This is a genomic window from Rhodopirellula sp. UBA1907 (assembly GCF_002337565.1).
Lineage (GTDB): Bacteria > Planctomycetota > Planctomycetia > Pirellulales > Pirellulaceae > Rhodopirellula > Rhodopirellula europaea.
The window spans coordinates 131,789-150,379 of record NZ_DDGH01000107.1; the positions used below are offsets into that span (position 1 = coordinate 131,789).

The 18,591-nt window shown below is 54.7% G+C and carries 16 protein-coding genes and 1 pseudogene; 15 read left to right on the forward strand and 2 right to left on the reverse strand.

Translation table 11 applies throughout. The annotated features are described in order from the left end of the window. The 15 genes and pseudogenes from B2R17_RS27245 to B2R17_RS27315 all read left to right on the forward strand — a co-directional run. Positions 1–543: pseudogene (locus B2R17_RS27245) on the forward strand (TIGR03545 family protein); the annotation flags it as partial. Between the two features lie 392 nt (positions 544–935). Beyond that, a complete protein-coding gene (locus B2R17_RS27250) occupies positions 936–1,886 on the forward strand; it encodes an aldo/keto reductase (protein WP_286766468.1) in 951 nt (316 codons plus the stop codon). Between the two features lie 107 nt (positions 1,887–1,993). Further along, entirely contained in the window at positions 1,994–2,812 is an 819-nt protein-coding gene (locus B2R17_RS27255) for a sugar phosphate isomerase/epimerase family protein (protein WP_286766469.1), read from the forward strand. A 264-nt stretch (positions 2,813–3,076) separates the two neighbouring features. Beyond that, positions 3,077–4,696, forward strand: coding sequence for a sulfatase family protein (locus B2R17_RS27260; protein ID WP_286766470.1), 1,620 nt, complete (start codon positions 3,077–3,079; stop codon positions 4,694–4,696). A 163-nt stretch (positions 4,697–4,859) separates the two neighbouring features. Then, positions 4,860–6,686 carry an arylsulfatase gene (locus tag B2R17_RS27265; RefSeq protein WP_286766471.1) on the forward strand — a complete coding sequence of 609 codons (1,827 nt, stop codon included), beginning with the start codon at positions 4,860–4,862 and terminating at the stop codon, positions 6,684–6,686. Positions 6,687–6,912: 226 nt separating this feature from the next. After that, positions 6,913–8,631 (forward strand): OprO/OprP family phosphate-selective porin, encoded by a 1,719-nt coding sequence (locus tag B2R17_RS27270; protein ID WP_286766472.1) that lies wholly within the window; start codon positions 6,913–6,915, stop codon positions 8,629–8,631. A gap of 98 nt (positions 8,632–8,729) precedes the next feature. Beyond that, a complete protein-coding gene (locus tag B2R17_RS27275) occupies positions 8,730–9,404 on the forward strand; it encodes a hypothetical protein (protein WP_286766473.1) in 675 nt (224 codons plus the stop codon). 93 nt (positions 9,405–9,497) lie between these two features. Beyond that, positions 9,498–9,896, forward strand: coding sequence for a hypothetical protein (locus B2R17_RS27280; protein ID WP_286766474.1), 399 nt, complete (start codon positions 9,498–9,500; stop codon positions 9,894–9,896). A 111-nt stretch (positions 9,897–10,007) separates the two neighbouring features. Beyond that, positions 10,008–10,355 carry a hypothetical protein gene (locus B2R17_RS27285; RefSeq protein WP_286766475.1) on the forward strand — a complete coding sequence of 116 codons (348 nt, stop codon included), beginning with the start codon at positions 10,008–10,010 and terminating at the stop codon, positions 10,353–10,355. Between the two features lie 173 nt (positions 10,356–10,528). Further along, on the forward strand, positions 10,529–10,954 hold the full coding sequence (locus tag B2R17_RS27290) for a hypothetical protein (RefSeq protein ID WP_286766476.1): 426 nt from the start codon (positions 10,529–10,531) through the stop codon (positions 10,952–10,954). Between the two features lie 197 nt (positions 10,955–11,151). After that, on the forward strand, positions 11,152–11,460 hold the full coding sequence (locus B2R17_RS27295; protein ID WP_286766477.1) for a hypothetical protein: 309 nt from the start codon (positions 11,152–11,154) through the stop codon (positions 11,458–11,460). Between the two features lie 41 nt (positions 11,461–11,501). Beyond that, positions 11,502–12,272: a hypothetical protein gene (locus B2R17_RS27300; protein ID WP_286766478.1), complete on the forward strand. Its 771-nt coding sequence runs from the start codon at positions 11,502–11,504 to the stop codon at positions 12,270–12,272. Between the two features lie 98 nt (positions 12,273–12,370). Continuing rightward, positions 12,371–13,111 carry a hypothetical protein gene (locus B2R17_RS27305; protein ID WP_286766479.1) on the forward strand — a complete coding sequence of 247 codons (741 nt, stop codon included), beginning with the start codon at positions 12,371–12,373 and terminating at the stop codon, positions 13,109–13,111. 126 nt (positions 13,112–13,237) lie between these two features. Then, positions 13,238–13,618 (forward strand): hypothetical protein, encoded by a 381-nt coding sequence (locus B2R17_RS27310; RefSeq protein WP_286766480.1) that lies wholly within the window; start codon positions 13,238–13,240, stop codon positions 13,616–13,618. Positions 13,619–13,684: 66 nt separating this feature from the next. Beyond that, a complete protein-coding gene (locus B2R17_RS27315; RefSeq protein ID WP_286766481.1) occupies positions 13,685–13,981 on the forward strand; it encodes a hypothetical protein in 297 nt (98 codons plus the stop codon). Between the two features lie 14 nt (positions 13,982–13,995). On the opposite strand, the gene B2R17_RS27320 is transcribed toward B2R17_RS27315, so the two are convergent. Then, entirely contained in the window at positions 13,996–17,238 is a 3,243-nt protein-coding gene (locus B2R17_RS27320) for an efflux RND transporter permease subunit (RefSeq protein WP_008668400.1), read from the reverse strand. A gap of 161 nt (positions 17,239–17,399) precedes the next feature. After that, positions 17,400–18,591: HlyD family efflux transporter periplasmic adaptor subunit (locus B2R17_RS27325; protein ID WP_286766482.1), on the reverse strand; the 1,192-nt coding region annotated here is incomplete at its 5' end.

Sequence of the window (18,591 nt, forward strand, 5' to 3'; positions counted from 1 at the left end):
TTGGGTCGCGGCAAAGATGTCGGAGTTGCGATCGCAGGTGGCGTTCGCGAAGTGTGGGTTCAGTTGAGCAGCCGCGGTGAACATCTCGAAGGCCGTTTGGTCAGCAAGCAAACCGGCGTCAACATGCGGTTGGATGTCAAAGGCGATGCGGGAGCTTCGACGGCGGCGATTCAGATGAACCAATCGCTCGCCAACGTGGATCACGTTGAAATCGATGCCGAGTTCAACGGAACTTGGGAAGATTTGGATCTGAAGCTGAACACCAACCTGGGTCAGGTCTTCAACGACGCTGCTAAAACGGCCATCGCCAGCCAAATGGAAGCTTCCAAAGCAAAGGTTGCTGCCAAGGTTGATGAGGCTCATCGTGAGCAGATGTTGGAGCTGAACGAGTGGATGCTCGCACAACAGAACCAAGCTCAAACGTTGTTGGCCAAGGCTGACAAATCGGTCGAAGATCTCAGCCGAAAAATTCTGAGCGAAATCAATGGAGCGGATCAGTATCTTGGCAAGCTCAAGACCGCGTTTGGATCCAGTTTGCGGTAGTTGGACTAAGCAACGAGCGAAGAATAAGTTTCGGACAGCGGGTGAGGCATAGGCTTCCAGCCTGTGTTCCGCGCAATCACAGGCTGGAAGCCTATGCCACTTATTTTCCGCTCCGTCCTCAGTGACGATGACGCCGCGAGCGTGATCGTGATGGCAAAGGCCGAAGGTGGGTGCACGAGTCAATCGTGCATCGACCTCCGGCCTTTTTTCATGGCCCAAGGGCAGAGCGATGGCGAAGCGTAAAAGCTTGGCAATGGCGTTCTAATCTATAGCCCTGAACGTGTTTTCTTTGGGGGCGGGTGCGTTGGCATCGGCGGCAACACGAGGTTACACTCGCTGCATCTTGTCGCCCTGGAATCCATCACCACCATTCAACCCCAAGAACTGCCAAGATGCTGCCTCGCCGACGTTTAGGCCAAACGGACATGGAACTCACAACGCTCTCTTTTGGAGCGTCTTCGATTGGACAGGAGTTCCGAAGCGTCGATTTGGGTGAGAGTTTGCAAGCTGTTCGGGTCGCGCTCGACAGCGGTATGAACTTCATCGACACCGCCGCGTTCTATGGACGTGGAATGAGTGAGATGATGCTCGGCCGAGTCCTGCCGGACATCCCTCGTGATCAGTACTACCTGGGCACCAAACTCGGTCGCTACACCGGTGAGCACTTTGACTTCAGTGCCAGACGCGTCACCGAGAGCATCGACACGTCGCTTGAACGAATGAAGGTCGACCACCTCGACATCGTGCTGTGTCACGATTTGGAATTTGTCGAGATGTCGCAAATCGTCGAAGAGACGATCCCGGCGATCCGTCGCGAAATTGCGAAGGGCAAGGTCCGGTACGTCGGAGTCAGCGGTTACCCGATGAAGATGTTCAAGTACGTGATGAACAACGCGGACATCGATTGCTTGTTGACATACAACCACTACACCCTGCAAAACGACATGGCACTTGAGTTGGTGCCGCTGGCAAAAGAGAAAGGCGTCGGATTGATGAACGGCGCACCGTTCTCGGCACGTCTATTGACTAACGCGGAATTGCCGCCTTGGCACAAAGCGACTCCGCAAGTCCGTGAGGTTGCCGCTGCGGCGGCTAAACACTGCGCCGATCGAGGCAGTGACATAGCCAAGATTGCACTTCAATTCAGCATCGCAAACGAAGACTTCGCAACATGCATTCCCGGATCGGCCAACCCGAAACGAGTTGCTCAGTGGGTTGAGTGGGCGCAAGAGCCCATGGACGAAACCCTGGTTGCTGAAGTCAAAGAGATTCTGAAGCCAATCCACAATTGGTTCTACATCGAAGGCCGACCCGAGAACAACGACGAGCCGGTCGCCTCCTGAGTTCAACCAAGTGGCATAGGCTTCCAGCCTGTGGAATATGAATCACAGGCTGGAAGCCTATGCCACATCGAATCCATTCCCACCAATCTCCCCCACAAGAAATCAACATGACGTTTAAATCTGCCATCACGGTCAGTCTGGTCGAAGAAGCTCGCGGAGGTCCGTTCGTTTATTGGGAGGGGCTCAAAGACGCTTGCGAAAAGTCAGCGGCACTGGGTTTTGATGCGATTGAAATTTTCGCTCCCGGCCCTGACGCGGTGGATGAGTCTGAACTCAAAGGCTTGCTTCAAGAGCATGGCTTGGTCGTCGCCGCGGTCGGCACCGGTGCTGGGATGGTCAAGCACGGATGGAGCCTCACGCACGCCGATGCCGATCATCGCGCCAAAGCTCGTGACTTCGTCAAGCAAATGATTGACTTTGGTGGCAAGTACAACGCTCCCGCCATCATTGGTTCGATGCAAGGCAAATGGGGCGGCGACATCTCTCGCGATCAAGCGTTGGCATTCTTGCGAGAGGCACTCGATGAACTCGGTCCCTACGCCGCTCAATACAACGTCCCGTTGTTCTATGAGCCGCTGAATCGATACGAGACCAACTTGCTTCGCACGGTCGACGAAGGCGTCGAGTTCTGCAAGACGTTGTCGACAGACAACATCAAGTTGCTCGCCGATTTGTTCCACATGAACATCGAAGAAGCCGACTTGGCCGCCGCCATTCGTGCTGGCAAAGGCTACGTGGGACACATTCACTTTGTCGATTCGAACCGGCAAGCCGCTGGCATGGGACACATGAATCACGAACCCATCATCCAGGCTTTGAAAGACATCGACTACGACGGATACCTGTGTGCCGAAGCATTTGCCTTGCCGGATTCGGACACAGCCGCGAAAAACACGATCGAAGCGTACAAACGCCTCACCGCGTGAGTTTGTCGAAACACAAACTTGCATAGGTTTCGAGTCTGAAAAAAATGTGGCATAGGCTTCCAGCCTGTGATTCGAGAACCCCTCTTGGGCTGTTGATTTAGTGAGCCGTACCGCGTTAGCGGCGGTTAATTAGACGCCAACCGGGGCTAACGCCCAACGGCTAGTTGTTGTCATTCGATATGCGACTAAATGAACAGCCTGCTATGCCACTGAGCAAAAAGTCGACGTTCCCACCATCCCTCCCCACCACGAGATGAACTGAATATGTCACACGCTTTGATTGGGTCACGTGCCCTGATTTGGATAATTGCCATTGCGATGGCACCCTGGGTGGTCGCCGATGATCGACCCAATATTTTGTTCGTTATGTCGGATGATCACACCAGCCAAGCGGTTGGTGCGTATGGAAGTCGGCTTGCCTATCTGGACCCAACACCAAACCTCGACCGATTGGCCGAGGAAGGCATGTTGTTCGAGAACGCGTTCTGCACCAACTCGATCTGCACCCCCAGTCGTGCTTGCGTCATGACCGGACAATACAACCACACCAACGGCGTGTTTGATCTGAATGGTCGCATCGAACCCGAGAATCAGCATCTCGCCAAAGAGATGAAGAAGGCCGGTTACCAAACCGCCATGATCGGCAAATGGCATTTGAAAGCCGAGCCAGCCGCGTTCGACTACTACTGCGTGTTGCCCGGCCAAGGCAAGTACTTTGATCCCGAGTTCCGAATCCAAGGCGACAAGCCTTGGCCAAAGAACACGATCAAGAAAGAAGGCATGCACAGCACCGATGCAATCACCGACATCACGCTGAACTGGTTCGACGAAGTTCGCGAAGATGACAAGCCGTTCTTTTTGATGCACCACTACAAGGCGCCGCACGACTTCTTCGAGTATGCGCCACGTTACGAAGAGTACCTGGCCGAAATCGCGATCCCAGAACCAAAGAACCTTTGGAGCCAACCGCAATTTGGATCGCTTGCGACTCGTGGGGCCAAGGACGAGATGATGCCGTTCATTGGTACGTCGATCGGCCGCCGCAATCCACGCCGGAACTACGCCAAGCACTATGAGGTTGACTCATGGCTCAGCGATGAGGAGGCAAAACGAGAGGCCTACAACATCTACATGAAGCACTACCTGCGTTGTGTGAAAGGTGTCGATGACAACCTGGCTCGTTTGTTCGCGAAGCTGGAAGAAACCGGCCAAATGGACAACACCGTGATTATCTACACAGGCGATCAAGGGTTCATGCTGGGCGAGCACGACTACATGGACAAACGGTGGATGTACGATGAATCGCAGCGGATGCCGTTCTTGGTCCGCTACCCCAAGTCCATCCCGGCCGGTTCACGCAGCGATGCGATCGTCGAAAATGTGGACTACGGACCGACCATGCTGGCTTTCGCGGGCGTCGAAACTCCCGAGTACATGCAGGGCAAAAGCTTTCGCGAAATCTGCGAGACCGGTCAAGAACCCGAAGGTTGGAAGCAGGAAGCATACTACCGCTATTGGATGCACATGGCTCACCATGACAATCCAGGGCACCTTGGTATCCGCACCAAGACTCACAAGTTGATCTACTACTACGGGGTCAACTACGAAGGGAAGCAGCAAACGCCTCCCGGTTGGGAACTTTATGATTTGGTGAACGATCCGACGGAAGTCGTCAACCAAATCGACAATCCTGAATACGCCGAAGTCGCGAAAGAGATGAAGCAGCGTTTGGCCGATCTTCGCAAGCGAGTCGGCGACGATGGTTCGCACTACCCAGCGGTGGAAGACGTTGTTCAGGAGTTTTGGGACTACAGTGACGAGGACCGTCAAAAGGCGATCGAAATCTCGCACGAGTATGTTCAGGCGAAGCGGTCGGAAAAGTAATCTTGCTGACGGAATCTAAGCGGCAGTCAGATCCGGCTGCCGTTTGGATGGTCGAGACGTCGCATTTCTGCCGTCCGAAGGCGGAATTGTCACCTGACACTCGCCGCCGTTCGGCTACGGTGGTTTCCCTCCCCACAGTTTCCCTCCAGTTTGAGTCGCAGCTATGTCACGTTGGTTGTTTTGCTTGGCGTTTGTGTTCGCAAGTTCTTTGTGGGAGGGGCTGTCTCCGGTTCATTCCGTCCACGCGGCGGATCGTCCCAACGTCGTGTTGATCATCACCGATGACCAGGGTTACGGCGATTGTGGCTTCACTGGAAACAAAATCGTCCAGACGCCGAACATTGATGCGTTGGCAGCGGAATCGTCTGTATTGACCGACTATCACGTCGCGCCGACGTGCTCGCCGACCCGGTCGGCTTTGGTGACCGGTCACTGGACCAACCGAACCGGAGTTTGGCACACGATCAGCGGTCGTTCGATGTTGCGGGACAACGAGGTGACCTTCGGTGAGATCTTCAGCGATGCCGGTTACCAAACGGGCATGTTCGGCAAATGGCACTTGGGCGACAACTATCCTTACCGAGCCGAAGACAACGGTTTCGCCGAGGTCTATCGCCACGGAGGAGGCGGCGTTGGGCAGACCCCCGATTTCTGGGACAACGCCTACTTTGGCGGTTCTTATTTCCACAACGGAAAACCCGTCAAAGCGGAAGGCTTCTGCACCGACGTCTTTTTCAAAGAGGGAAATCGTTTCATTCGCGAATGCGTGGAAGCGGATGAGCCGTTCTTTGCTTACATCGCGACGAATGCTCCGCACGGTCCGTTGCACGCCCCGCAGAAGTACATCGACATGTATCCCGAGATGCGGGACAACGTCGCAACGTTCTTTGGAATGATCACTAATATCGACGACAATGTCGGACGAACTCGTGAGCTGCTTCGCGAGCTCGGCGTGCACGACAACACGATCTTTATCTTCACCACGGACAATGGAACCGCCGGAGGAGCCTCGGTCTACAACGCGGGCATGCGTGGCAAGAAAGGCAGCCCCTACGAAGGCGGCCACCGCGTTCCCTTTGTGATGCATTACCCCAAGGGCGGCTTTGCCACATCGAAGACCAATGACACGCTTTGCCATGCGGTCGACATCGTTCCGACGCTGCTGGACATGTGTGGTGTCGAAGCGCCTGAAACGGTCAAGTTCGACGGGACATCGATTGTGTCGCTGCTGAAGGACGAAGCGGATTCATCGTTCGACGACCGGATGCTGATCACCGATTCGCAGCGAGTGATTGACCCGATCAAGTGGCGTCAGTCATCGGTGATGCAGGACAAATGGCGTTTGATCAATGGCAAGGAACTCTACAACATCGCGAATGATCCGGGGCAGGAGAACAACATCTCGGGCGAGCATCCCGAACAAGTCGCCTCGATGCGAGAGTTTTACGAAGCTTGGTGGGCGGAGTTGGAACCCACCTTCTCGCAAACGACTGAGATGACCGTTGGGCACCCCGATCATCCCGTGGTCACCTTCACCGCTCACGACTGGATCGGACAGGCGCCGCCTTGGAACCAATCGGCGATCCGAGCTGCCGCGGCAGTGTTCCCCAAGAAGGCCAGGAAGCAGGACCTGACGCACAACGGTCACTGGGCAATCAACGTGCACGAAGCCGGCAAGTTTGAGGTCGCTTTGCGTCGTTGGCCCGAAGAATCGGGGGCCGCGATCGCTGCCGCTGTGCCGCCGGGCGAAGATGTGCCGGGATCGTCACCCGCGTATCGAACGCAAGCCGGCCGTGCGATTCCGGTTCAGTCGGCTGAAATTCGTGTTGATGGAGAGTCCATCGCAAGCAAAACCGTCGGTGACGGGGACAGTGTCGTGACCATGGAAATCGAACTGTCCAAGGGCTCACACCAGCTCGCTCCCGTCTTCAAAATTCCGACCGGTGAAGTTGGGGCGTACTATTGCACGCTCTCGCGAATTGGCAAATGAGTTTGCTTCGGCGGTCCTGTTGTAGGGATTGTTACGGCACACCAAGGATCGGTTGTGCCGGTTGGTCGGAATGCAGCAAATTCAAATGTTAAGAAAGATCGAGATTTCTTCGCGCGGCAATCATCAGCCGTACAAGCTGAAATAATGGATCGATGAAAACTCCGTAAGGCGACATCAACCTAGGGATTGGTTGGTGCTTTGATTCAGAAAACGGAGTCTCAATTCGATGGAATTTTCATCCATGCGGCGCGGCGGTAGCGTTGCCAGACGAACCCTTGCGGCGTTGGTCTGCTTGGTAGCCAGTGGCGGAACAGTGGCGACGGCCGATGAATGGTGGAACCCCGCGAACCAGGTGGGCAGTGATTCCGTGCTGGTCACGCCTGAATCGACTCCTACGACCAACTCGTTTGACGACATGCTGTCCAACGAGTACAGCGCAAATCCAGTCAGCCCGCAGGATGGTTTGGTAGAAGACACCTTGCAATCGTTGCCTGCGGACGTGGACCAGGAGCCTTCCGGACTTCAGACGTTGTCGGAGGACACGCAGAATCAGGTCGCGCTTGCCGACGAAGAGTCTTTTGAGGACCGCTTGGATGCATTCGCGTCGCGGTTGGAAGCTCTCGACACGTTGGAAGAGGAGTGGACGGACTATCAAGATGAGTTAGTGGCTGAGGCCAAGGCCAAGAAGAAAAAATCAACGATCAAGATCGGCGGCCGAGTCCACATTGATCACTGGTCGTTTTCCAACACCGATGCCGGCATCAATCGAATTGAAAGCGGCCGTATCGGAGGTGCCGCAGGCGATCCGGAACAGAGTCCAGAAAATATCACCGCGTTCCGCCGTCTGCGATTGGAGATTTCGGGAACCGTTCCTCAAAACATGAAGTACCGCTTGCAGGTGGACTTCAACAATCCGCAGACCCCCGAGATCAAAGACGCGTATCTTGGTTGGACGAACCTGCCCAACAATCAAACATTGATTCTGGGAAATCAAAAGCGTCCTCTCGGTTTGGACCACCTGAACAGCTCACGCTACAACGTGTTCGCAGAACGTCCCCTGGCCGTGGAAGCATTCAACGAAGATGCTCGTCGATTTGGTTTGGCCATGTATGGTCACAACGACGAGGAATCGTTCTGTTGGACGTACGGTATCTACAATCTCGAAAACATCAACACGGATGGACGTTTCATCGGTGACTCGGCCCAAGCCGGTGGATACTCACGTTTGTGGGGATCGCCATGGTACGACGACACCAGCGGCGGCCGAGGATATTGGCACTGGGGTCTGGCCGGTGCAGTTGCCAAACCTGACGGCAATGCGGGTGCTGGTGACACGAACAATAACGAAGGCCGGTTCCGCACTCGACCTCTTGCACGAAGCTCACAGCGTTGGTTGAACACTGGTCGCATCGACGGTGCAGATTGGTATCAAAACATTGGATTTGAAAACATCCTGAACCTCGGTTCGCTGCAAATCACCGGGGAATACATCCTGACCCCAATGCAAGTGGAAGACCCAGCGGCGGGCGTGGATGACAATCTGTTCTTCCACGGCGGCTACATCTACGCGTCGTACTTCTTGACCGGTGAGCACATGCCATACAATCGTTCGACGGGAACATTGGCACGTGTGAAGCCTCACGAGAACTTCTTTTTGGTTGATCGCTGCAACGGTTGTCGCGGCAACGGTTGGGGAGCTTGGCAGCTTGCTTTCCGATACGACCACCTCGATCTGACTGATGGCGGCGTCAACGGTGGCGTTGGAAATCTCTATACCGCCGGTTTGAACTGGTACTGGACGCCTTACTCGAAGGTTCAGAACAACTTGGTTTGGGGAGAAATCAGCGAAAGTGGATTGGCGGCCAACGGCAACAATCCACTTGACGCACCCGTAAACGCGGGAAACTTCCTGATCTTCGGAACTCGCTTCATGATCGATTTCTGAGTTGATTGAAACGAAGCGTTGAACCAAAACCATTTTATGTGCGGGGCTGAGTCTCAGCCCCGCACACAAACCGCACAGAACTGAAAAAGGAATTTCAAATGAACCGATCCATTCAATTCGGTCGCATCGCGTTGCTGGGACTGTTCGCGTTGACCGCCTCGGTCATCTTCTCGAGCACCGCCAGCGCATTCGGACCCGCCTGCTGCTTCTGCCAAGCCGGACGCTGCGTTGTAGAAGTCGAAAAAGAAGAAGTCGATGTCAAATGCTTCGACGTGGAATGCGAAACAATCTGCATCCCACCATTGCGTTTTCCATGGGAATGTGGCCCGCTGAAAAAGTGCGGCAAAGTTCGCACCATCAAGAAACTGGTCACTGACAAAAAGACCAAGACTGTTTGTGTCTATGACTGGTCCGCCATCACTTGCTGCCCCGATTGTCGTCATCGCGCCCGTGGCATTTTTGGCTGCGGCAAGGGATGCAACGATGGCTGCTGTGACACCGGAAATTGTGATTCCGGTTGTGACGTTGGTGGCTGCGACATCGGATGTTGTGCCAGCAACGAAGCGGCAGCTTCATTGCCACCAGCCACGTTCGCCAACAATGCGGGCGAAACGATTCAATTGGACAAGCAAGAGTCCGTCGCTTTGGCCTCGGCAATCAGTCGTGCTGAGCCCGATGCCGAAGGTTGGGTCACGATCACAAACCCCAACACGACGTCGCTTCAAGCCGAAGACGATTTGATCGAAACCTCGGTTGAAGTCCTCGTTCGATAGAAATTTTCCAGCGTCACCAACGTTCGGAACGCATACCACCGGCACGACTCAGTCGTGTCGGTGGTTTTTTGTTTGCCTCGAAGTTGTCTACGAATGCTATCCTTTGCGATGTTTGTTCGCTTTCATCCTAGCAACGGAATCGGTGGCTGGAGTCATATGGTCAACCCCTACGCAACCGATGAGTGCGTTGGCAGTGCATTGCCGAAGAAGCCGCCGAAACATCCCTTCGCGATCGGGTTTCGCAACGGCACCCTTTGGTCGTTGATCGTGTTGGTTTTGGTTGTGCCTGCGTTCTACATGGAATTCGCGATTCCTTTCACGCAGCGGACGACATCGGGTTTGCCTGCTGACCGCATGAGCTGGGCGACATCTGCGTGGCTGTGGTTTGCCGCTTGTGGAACCGGACTGACATTCATCACATTGCCCTGGGCGATTGCGGCAGGGTTCGTCAAATGGGCGTCCAAACGCCGTGAGTCCGATGCAACGCGATAAACATTCGCGTGATAGGATGACGAATGATTCTGGGGTGGTCTCACCGGCAAGGGACCCGCACCGTCTTCTCAGATCCTGGGGGGAATTCTCAACGTCGTCGAGGATGGGTAAATGTCGAATCCGTATCAGACGCCATCTGAGGAAGTCAGCAAAGAAGCCAGGGATGCGCCGGTTTGGCACTGGTTTGCAGCCAGTCTGTTCTTTCTCAGTGCGGCCGTGATCAGCAGTCCCGGTGTCGTCTTTGGAGTGGCCGGCGCGTTTCGTCCGAATTCAGGCGGGCGTCAGTATGCGACTTACGATCCGGAGGTCTTTCTGTTTGGGATCCCCATCATGCCGGCAACCGCTCAATGGCTTGCTTTTGCTGTCGCGCCCGCTTTGGTTGTTCTCTCCATTGGACTGACCTGGCGAGGTATCTTGGTCAGGAGAAGGCATCGAGCGACGACCTCGAGTGATCATTGATCGTCGTGGCCAATGCGGGGACCAAGTGAATCCCAATCCATTCGGTCATCGAAATGGGACGACCAGCGAGCGCCCCGTTCGTCTCTTGATTGAGCCTATATGTTGGGGTGAGGCTGAAGGGGCACCTGCAGTTCGTCCGCACGTGACACACCAAAATTTCAACGAGTGGGAGAATGGCGATGGAACATGACAATCAAGATGCGGAACAGCTACGTTTGCTATCCATTTTCCACTACATCGTGGCAGGGATGTTGGCGTTGTTCTCTTTGTTTCCGGTGATCCATTTGGCGATCGGTGTCGGGATCGTGACGGGCGCGTTCGATGGGACAGGGACGGGCGAAGCACCGCCTGCGTTCATGGGGTGGTTGTTCATCGCGATTCCGCTTGCGTTCATTGCCTTTGGATTTGCGATGGCTGCCTGCGTCGCTCTGGCGGGACGCAAACTGACCCAGAGACGCGGTCATCTGTTTTGTTTGGTTGTCGCCGGAGTGGAATGCTGTTTCTTTCCGTTCGGGACCGTTCTGGGTGTGCTGACGATCCTCGTTCTGACGCGTCCATCGGTGAAGCATGCCTTTGGAGTTTCCGGCCCTTCGTTCTGATCAAGGCGATTGGCAACAGTTGATCGATACGATGCTACAAGCGGGGCTGTCCTACGACCGATTCTTTTTTTAATAGGAAAATGAAAATGGCGACGTATTCCATGATGAAGATTGGCGCCTTCGTGCTGGCACCGCTCATCATTTGGTTTGTGAAGTGGTGTATCTTCGATGATTGATCCATCAAGAAGGATGATGCGATGGCAAATTTGACCGATCCAAGATGGATTTGGTTCAAGGGCGGGTTGTTCGTCGTGACGGGAGGGCTCGCTGCGCTGGTTTTGATCGCGAATTCTCCGAGGCTGCAGACGATTGGGTTGCTTGCGATCGCGATCTGGTCATTTTGTCGAGCTTACTACTTCGCTTTCTACGTGATCGAACGATACATTGATCCGAAATTCAGTTTCTCTGGTTTGCTGCACTTCGCTCGCTACGCGCTGTTAGGTCACTCGCCGGACGAGACCAAGCAAAGGAACGCGGATACCGACGAGGATCACGACCTTTCATAGTGCGTCGAGCTCAGTCGGTGGGCGTGGAAAGGAATAGACAGATGACACGAATCCTTGTGGCATGCATGGTCGCGCTGTGGATCGGCACAACCGCGTTTGGGGAAGAATTCGCGCGAATGCGGTATTCCAGTGCACTTCGAGTCACTGAGATTGAGCCGCCCAAGATCGAAGGTGTGGTGCCGACGTCCATGTGTTTCTTTGTTCGAAGCATCGCTCCTGGGGTCAGCCCAGATGACATTCGGATGACGTTGAAGTCAAAAGCTGGTGACCTTGCCATTTCAGTGGATGCAAATGGGCGTTTTGACTTGCCGGTTTCGAAGGAGTTGCGTGAAGAAGATCCTTGGTTGATCGCAAACCAGCCGAAAGGGTCTCTCCGGATGGAGTTCGCGTATGCTTTCGAGCAGGACATCGAACCGCACTGGGTGAATCAAGCATGGCAAGTTTCTTACCAATCGGTTTTTCCACACGTTCGTTTCCGGAGTCAACTGACCACGGCAATTGCTGACATGAAGGAGTCACGTGCGATTGATTTGAGCTACACGCAGTGTGAAGGTGCTGTTCTCTCCAACTTGAATCCGTTTGCATGCGCGAAGTTGGTGGTCAATGGAGTCGAAGTCGAGATGGTCGAATTGATGGACGGCGACTTCGTCATTCCGTTCGATGTGGAATGGTTAGAAGATGCTCGGGTCATCGTTTCACCACCCTATGGTTGGACGATTTCCATTGATCAATCCAACAAGTATTTGAAGGTGCAGTCGGGGATGCATCCGATGCTGAAGTCGGCGCGGACAAACGAATTGCCTGCCGACTGAAGAACTGTTCAAGCGTCCTTGTGCTCGCCGCATTCGAAATTTGTGTAGCATACGAAGATGCTCGTTTCATTTTCGATGGGAAGTCAACGATGAAAAGAATGTTGTGCTTGTTGCTTTTGGTCTGGTTGACCGCGCCGGTTGCCTTTGCCGAAGAGGCGTCCTTGTCGATGCGGTTTGTTTATGACGGTGTGCCTCCCAAGCCAAAGCGTTTGGTTTTTCGCGGCGTCCCCTTGATCGTCCAGGATGAGAAGCTACTGGTCGATCAACAAACGAGGGGGATTCGAAATATCGTCGTCCAGCTTTACACCGGACGTGGAGGTTCCGAAGTCGATGTCCCACCCCATGATGGTGTGCGTCAAAAGTTACTCGTGCGGAACGGTCGCTTTGATCCGCACGTGCTGCTGACGCAAAAAGGTGATTCGCTGGAGATCGACAATCAGGGGAGGTTGATGCACAACGTGGCGCTGAACTTCTTCGCGAACACGGCGAGAATCCAGCTACTCAAGCCGGGGGAATCTTTCTCGCTCGAGTTGGAACAACCCGAGCCCGCGCTCATTCCAATTGACTGCAACATCAATCCGTGGATGCGAGGGTTCGTGGTTGTTGTCGACAATCCGTATGTTGCGGCCAGTGATTCCGACGGCCGGTTGAAGATCGAAGGCCTGCCCGTTGGTCAAGAGCTAGTCTTTCGAGTTCATCATGAAGTGGGCAAAATCGATCAAGTGACCATTGAAGGTCAGGAAGTTCAGTGGAGGCGTGCTCGGTTTTCAGTTTCGCTCGATCCCGGTGAGAATGATTTGGGAGACATTCTGGTTTCCCCTGAATCGTTTTCAAACTGATCGAATGAGTGAAGTGGATGATAAAGGTTGCAGGTGGTTGTGAAACGGTTTCGGATTTCAACGTTGCTCATTTTCACGGCACTGTGTGCTGGTGCGTTTGTGGTGTTGCGCCCGTTTGATCCCCCAGTGCGAATTTACGATCCAATTGATCTTGGGCGATATCACGGTTACTACCGCGGCGCCAAAATCTACGAAGTCTCGGTGGTGAACTCTGGTGGACATGCAATTTGGTTGCCGGACAATTCAGAGCCTTTCGCATCGTCGGCGATAGGAGGATTTGTTGGAGGCGTGAAAACGGATTGGGTTTTTGTTGGGGCAAAGGATCGGGGAGTCAAACTAGTTCAACCTGGCGAAGGTTTGGTCTACCAAATCTGCATGAGCGAGGCTTATACAGATTTCGAGGTGGTGATTGAGGTTCAGGATTGGCGTGGCAGAAGCAAGAGGATTGAGGATCGTGTGTACGTTTTGAAGGCGAGCGAAGCTGGCGTGTCGACCGCCTCGTATTAGCTGCTTGATCGCGTTAGCGGTTCGAATATTCCTCTTTCTCGAAAGTGCATTGGATGCAGATCAAAAATGGAACCCGAATCACATCGGAATCGGCCTGATTCAGACCTGAAGGCGAATATGGACGCCAAACGCACCGCAGAGAGAACCGATGATCCAATCGTCAACCTAATCGCAGGTGGACTGCTGGGGGCAGTGGGCGGTGCGGGGCTGGGGTTCTCTGTTTCGCTGGCTTTCACTGGATGGGCCGTCGTTGCATTTTTTGCTGGCGGCGTTGCCGGTGGAGTTTTGGGCATGGCCTTGGGCTACTTCCGCGGTGACAGCTTCACGGAGTGGCTGAAAGAGAATCTTTGGCGATTCTGGTAGCGACAGGACGACGTCTATTCTTCGACTTCGACGAATGGAATGTTCAACGATTGAAGGATGAGTAGATAGAGCATGTACAAGACGGGGATCAGCAGCAGTACCAAGGCCGTCGCGAGCATCAATCCAAAGGCGAGGCTGCTGGCCATCGGGATTAGCAATTGAGCTTGGAATGATTTTTCGGTTAGCAACGGAATCAAACCCGCGATGGTCGTCATGCTGGTCAACATGATGGGGCGGAAACGCCGTCGGCCCGATTCCAATAAGGCTTGGATAGGTTCGTCGCCTGCTCGAACACGCGAATTGATGAAGTCGATTAGGACGATCGAGTCGTTGACGACGACACCCGCGAGTGCGACCAAGCCAAACATGCTGAACAAGGTCAGCGGAAGATTGAGAAATGCGTGTCCCCAAACCGCACCGATCATGCCAAAGGGGATGATGGCCAGAATGAGGAGTGGCTGCATGTAGGATCGGAACTGAAGGACCAGCAGCACAAACATGCACAGAATCGCGACGGCGAATCCAATCATCAGACTGCCGACCGATTCACGGCTTTGTTCTTGTTGCCCTTCCCAACGAATCGAAACGTTTGGGAATTGGGCTTTGAAACCGTCCATCTGTTTCTGAAGGCTAGCGATGATCAGATCAGCGTTGGCGGTCGTTTCGTCCAGGTCGGCCGAAATCGTGATGCTGCGTTGTTGATCGACGCGGTTGATCTCTGAAAAGCCACGTTCCAAATTGATCTCCGCCAACTCGTTGATCGGTCGTTGTGTGCCATCAGCACCTCCCACGCGAATTTCTCGGAAGTTGACGAGAGAAGTGCGTTCTTCGGGAGGGTAGCGAACCATCAGCTTCACCTCGTGACGTCCGCGTTGCAGACGCATGACTTCAGCACCGAAGTATGTGTTGCGAACGGTTTGTCCGAGGTCCGTTGGCGTGACGCCTGTCGCGAGGGCTTTGTCTTTGACGCGGAATTGGAATTCCCATTTGCCGGGGGTGTTGTCATCGCTGATGTCAAAGACGCCGGCGAACGTGCCGACCTTTTGTTTCATGACTTCCGTGGCAGCCAACAGCTCGTCGACGTGTTCACTGGATGCAAGCAGCTTGAATTCGATGGGCGTTCCAGCGGGGCCAGTGCCGATGCTGCCGTAAACGATCCGTTCGACGCCGGCGATCTCACCGACCTCGCGTCGCCAGCGTGCGATCAGTTGATCACTGTGAACCTCACGGATTTCGGTGCCGTGGAGTTCGGCAAAGATCTGACCTGCGTTGCTGCCGCTCGAACCTTGTCCGCCCATGGGGCCAGCGGTGTTGGTGATCGAACCGACTTCGCGATAGGCAAAACGCACGGGGCCAAGGTAATCGGCCTCCGGTGGTGGGTAGAGAGACTCGACGGGTTGGCGCGTTTCGGCGGCGCGTTCCAGAGCGATCTCTCGGCTGACCTTTTGCAGGGCGCGTTCCATCCGTTTCGTGGCGGCTTCGGTTGCAGTAGCGGGCGTGCCGTTGGGAAAGACGACGGATGCTTGCAAGTAATTGTTATCGGACTTCGGAAACAGAACCGTGGTCACGACGCCACCTCGAATCATGCCGAGGGTTCCCACGAACAACGCAATTGCGACGGCGATTGGCAGGACGGGATTGAGCAGGCAGAAATGGAGCGATGGCACATAAACCTTTTCCGCGAACCATTCCATCGCGATGCTGGCCTTGGAGTTGAGCCAAAATAGCAACAGCATGAAGGGGCGAAGTGGATAGGTCACAATCGTCGCGACTCGAAAGAATCCCGAATGGCTGTGGGCCAAGTGGCAAGGCAGAACAAATGTGCTTTCCCACAAAGACACCAGCAGCATCGCGATCACGGCGAACGGAATCACGGCCATGAATTTGCCCATGACGCCCGAGACAAAGAACATGGGCGCGAAGGCGATGACGGTCGTGGTGATCGACGCGGCGACGCTGGGGAGGACTTCCGTTGCACCGTCGACCGACGCATCGTGCAGGGATTTGCCCATTTGACGGTGAGCGTAAATGTTCTCACCGATCACGATCGCGTCATCGACGACGATTCCCAGTGCGATCAGGAAGGAGAACAAGGAAAGCATGTTGAGCGTTTGGTCGCCCCATGCGAGAGCAGCACCCGCGCCCATGATGGAGATCGGAATTCCAAGTGCGACCCAGAACGCCAGGCGAACTTCTAAGAACAACGCGAGGACGAGGAAGACCAATCCCAAACCTTGGACGCCATTTCGTAGCAGCAACGCCATCCGGTCTCGGACGTCCACCGACGTGTCGCCCCAGAGGACGAACCGGTATCCAGGCGGAGGTTCTGTTCGTGCGACATAGCCGCGGACGTCATCGACGAGGTTCAGCAAGTCCTCTGATTTCGTGCGTTGCACGTTGATGACCATGGCGGGTTCGCCATTGATTTCAGCCGTTGCGGTGACGTCTTCGAATTCATCGCGGACATTGCCCAGGTCGCCAACGGTCAGAACGACGCCGTCTTCGCGAGTGATCAGCGGGATGCGTTCGATCTCGGGGCCGACGCGGCCTTTGTTTTTGGCCCGCAACAGGATTTCTTGGCCGGATGATTTCAGTTGGCCGCCGGGCAGCTCGACGTTGTGTTGCCGAATTTCCGAAGCGACTTGGTCCAACGTCATTCCATAGGACCGCAGAGTGGCCTCAGGAATTTCAACATCGATTTGATAGTTTCGCGTGCCCATCAATTCGGCGACCGTGACGCTGGGCAGCATCAGCAGTTCGTCACGCACGGACTCAGCGACCTCGCGAAGTTTCAACTCGCCTCGGCGTGTTCGGTCATCGGGCCCGATGATTCCCAACCGAATGGCCGTGTCACGAAATGTGATTTGTTCGATTTCGGGGTCTTCGGCCAAGTCGGGAAAACTTGGAATGCGATTGACTTCGCGATCGATCTCCGACATCACTTTTTGAACGTCTTTGATGTCGCTTTGCAATTCCGCCAAGACATAACCGCGGCCTTCCATCGCGATGGAGGTGACCTTTTTGATTCCGTCAATGGACCGGATCGCTTCTTCAATCTTTTGACAGATCGCTTCTTCCGCGTCTTGCGGCGTGGCACCAGGATAGGGCACCGAGACCATCACGACTTCGAGTTCGAATTCCGGGAACACCTCCCGACGCATACCAACAAATGCGGCAGCACCGATGATCACCAACGCCAGCATGACCACATTCATGCCGGGTGCGTTTTCGATGGCCCAAGCGAGGACACGTTTCATCGAAGGTTCTTTGATTGAAAAGGAAGGAACGGTGTGTTGAGGTTGTCCGCCAAGCGAGATGGCGAAGTGTTCTCGTGTGTCAGTCGGTCAAGTGTTTCAAACGGCCAAGCGGCTCAGTCGTTTTGCGTCACGAATTTCAGGCGTTGCCGATTCGGTTGCTGTCACAGACCGGTGATTGCTTCGGGGGCGGGTTCATCTGACTTGGTCTCGATCGCGTCGGTCAAATTCGACTTCTTTGCACGGACGGGAAATGTGTCCGCTTCGATGCTGCCGAGTGGTGAGACAACGACAAAGCTGTCGCCGTTGATGGATTGATCGGGCACTTCGCAAATCCAAAAGTCAGAGCTGCCGCCGACCGAAGACAGCAAATCGATCGGGCGGATGTCTTGGCGAATCACCAAGCGGCCGGGGGACCATTCTTCGGGAACGAAGGCAACTTCCGGTTCGGCCTCAGGTTTGGTTTCGGACTCATCATCGGTTGACTTCCCGTCTTCCGTCTTGGCGACGCTGTCATCGGTTTCCGTTTTGGATTCGGCCACCGTAACTGAGTCGTCCGTTTTTTCTTCCTCTTCGGCGACGTCCAACACGGATTCATCCGGAATGAATTCCCAGACTCGGTTACCAGGCTTGAGGGCTTCGGATGGCAAGATGACCAGTGGTACGGCGGGTTGAAGTTGCAATTGCAAGCGAACGAACATGCCGCGGACCAGTGCGGTTGGTCCGGTGGAGATGACGTTCTCTTCAGTGGGACGCTTCGTCGACTCGTCATCGCCTCGACGCTGGACGTCAAACATTTGAGGCTGATCAACGACGACGCGAACGGGAACGGTACGAGTTTGTTCGTCCAAGCCGATTCCGTCGTAGCCGATCAGTTGGCCGTCCCAGACGTAAGTCACATCGTCTCGTCCGGACAGTTGGTATTGAACCTTCACCTCCGTCGGCGGCAGTTTGTAACCACGGTGAGCACCGTTGGCGGGTGCGTTGAGTTCTTCGATCGGCGACTGCGATGTCTTCTGATTCAGCACCCAATACAGTTGATCGGTTCGTAAGCTGGTTGCGACTTCGACTTTGGAGGTGTCTTCCATCGTGACGACCGGATTTCCTCGAGCGACAAACGTATTCAACTCCGCTTGTTCGCTGGCGATGACGCCGTCGATTGGAGCTCGGATTTCGGTACGTTCCAGATCGATTCGAGCTTGTTTCAATTGCGTTGCGGCAAGTTGCTCGGCGAGCTCCAATCGGGCGCGTCGTTTCTTCAGCAAATCGATTTGGTTTTGGTAGGTCACCTTTTGCTGTTCGGCTTGCAGGACCGCTCGGCGGGCTGCGTCAACGTCGCGGCGGGCGGCGAAGTCT

Bases quoted from the DNA above. Each gene is read 5' to 3' on its own strand.
- B2R17_RS27250 (WP_286766468.1), top strand. From the start codon at position 936: ATGCTGCCTCGCCGACGTTTAGGCCAAACGGACATGGAACTCACAACG.
- B2R17_RS27255 (WP_286766469.1), top strand. From the start codon at position 1,994: ATGACGTTTAAATCTGCCATCACGGTCAGTCTGGTCGAAGAAGCTCGC.
- B2R17_RS27260 (WP_286766470.1), top strand. From the start codon at position 3,077: ATGTCACACGCTTTGATTGGGTCACGTGCCCTGATTTGGATAATTGCC.
- B2R17_RS27265 (WP_286766471.1), top strand. From the start codon at position 4,860: ATGTCACGTTGGTTGTTTTGCTTGGCGTTTGTGTTCGCAAGTTCTTTG.
- B2R17_RS27270 (WP_286766472.1), top strand. From the start codon at position 6,913: ATGGAATTTTCATCCATGCGGCGCGGCGGTAGCGTTGCCAGACGAACC.
- B2R17_RS27275 (WP_286766473.1), top strand. From the start codon at position 8,730: ATGAACCGATCCATTCAATTCGGTCGCATCGCGTTGCTGGGACTGTTC.
- B2R17_RS27280 (WP_286766474.1), top strand. From the start codon at position 9,498: ATGCTATCCTTTGCGATGTTTGTTCGCTTTCATCCTAGCAACGGAATC.
- B2R17_RS27285 (WP_286766475.1), top strand. From the start codon at position 10,008: ATGTCGAATCCGTATCAGACGCCATCTGAGGAAGTCAGCAAAGAAGCC.
- B2R17_RS27290 (WP_286766476.1), top strand. From the start codon at position 10,529: ATGGCGATGGAACATGACAATCAAGATGCGGAACAGCTACGTTTGCTA.
- B2R17_RS27295 (WP_286766477.1), top strand. From the start codon at position 11,152: ATGGCAAATTTGACCGATCCAAGATGGATTTGGTTCAAGGGCGGGTTG.
- B2R17_RS27300 (WP_286766478.1), top strand. From the start codon at position 11,502: ATGACACGAATCCTTGTGGCATGCATGGTCGCGCTGTGGATCGGCACA.
- B2R17_RS27305 (WP_286766479.1), top strand. From the start codon at position 12,371: ATGTTGTGCTTGTTGCTTTTGGTCTGGTTGACCGCGCCGGTTGCCTTT.
- B2R17_RS27315 (WP_286766481.1), top strand. From the start codon at position 13,685: ATGGAACCCGAATCACATCGGAATCGGCCTGATTCAGACCTGAAGGCG.
- B2R17_RS27320 (WP_008668400.1), bottom strand. From the start codon at position 17,238: ATGAAACGTGTCCTCGCTTGGGCCATCGAAAACGCACCCGGCATGAAT.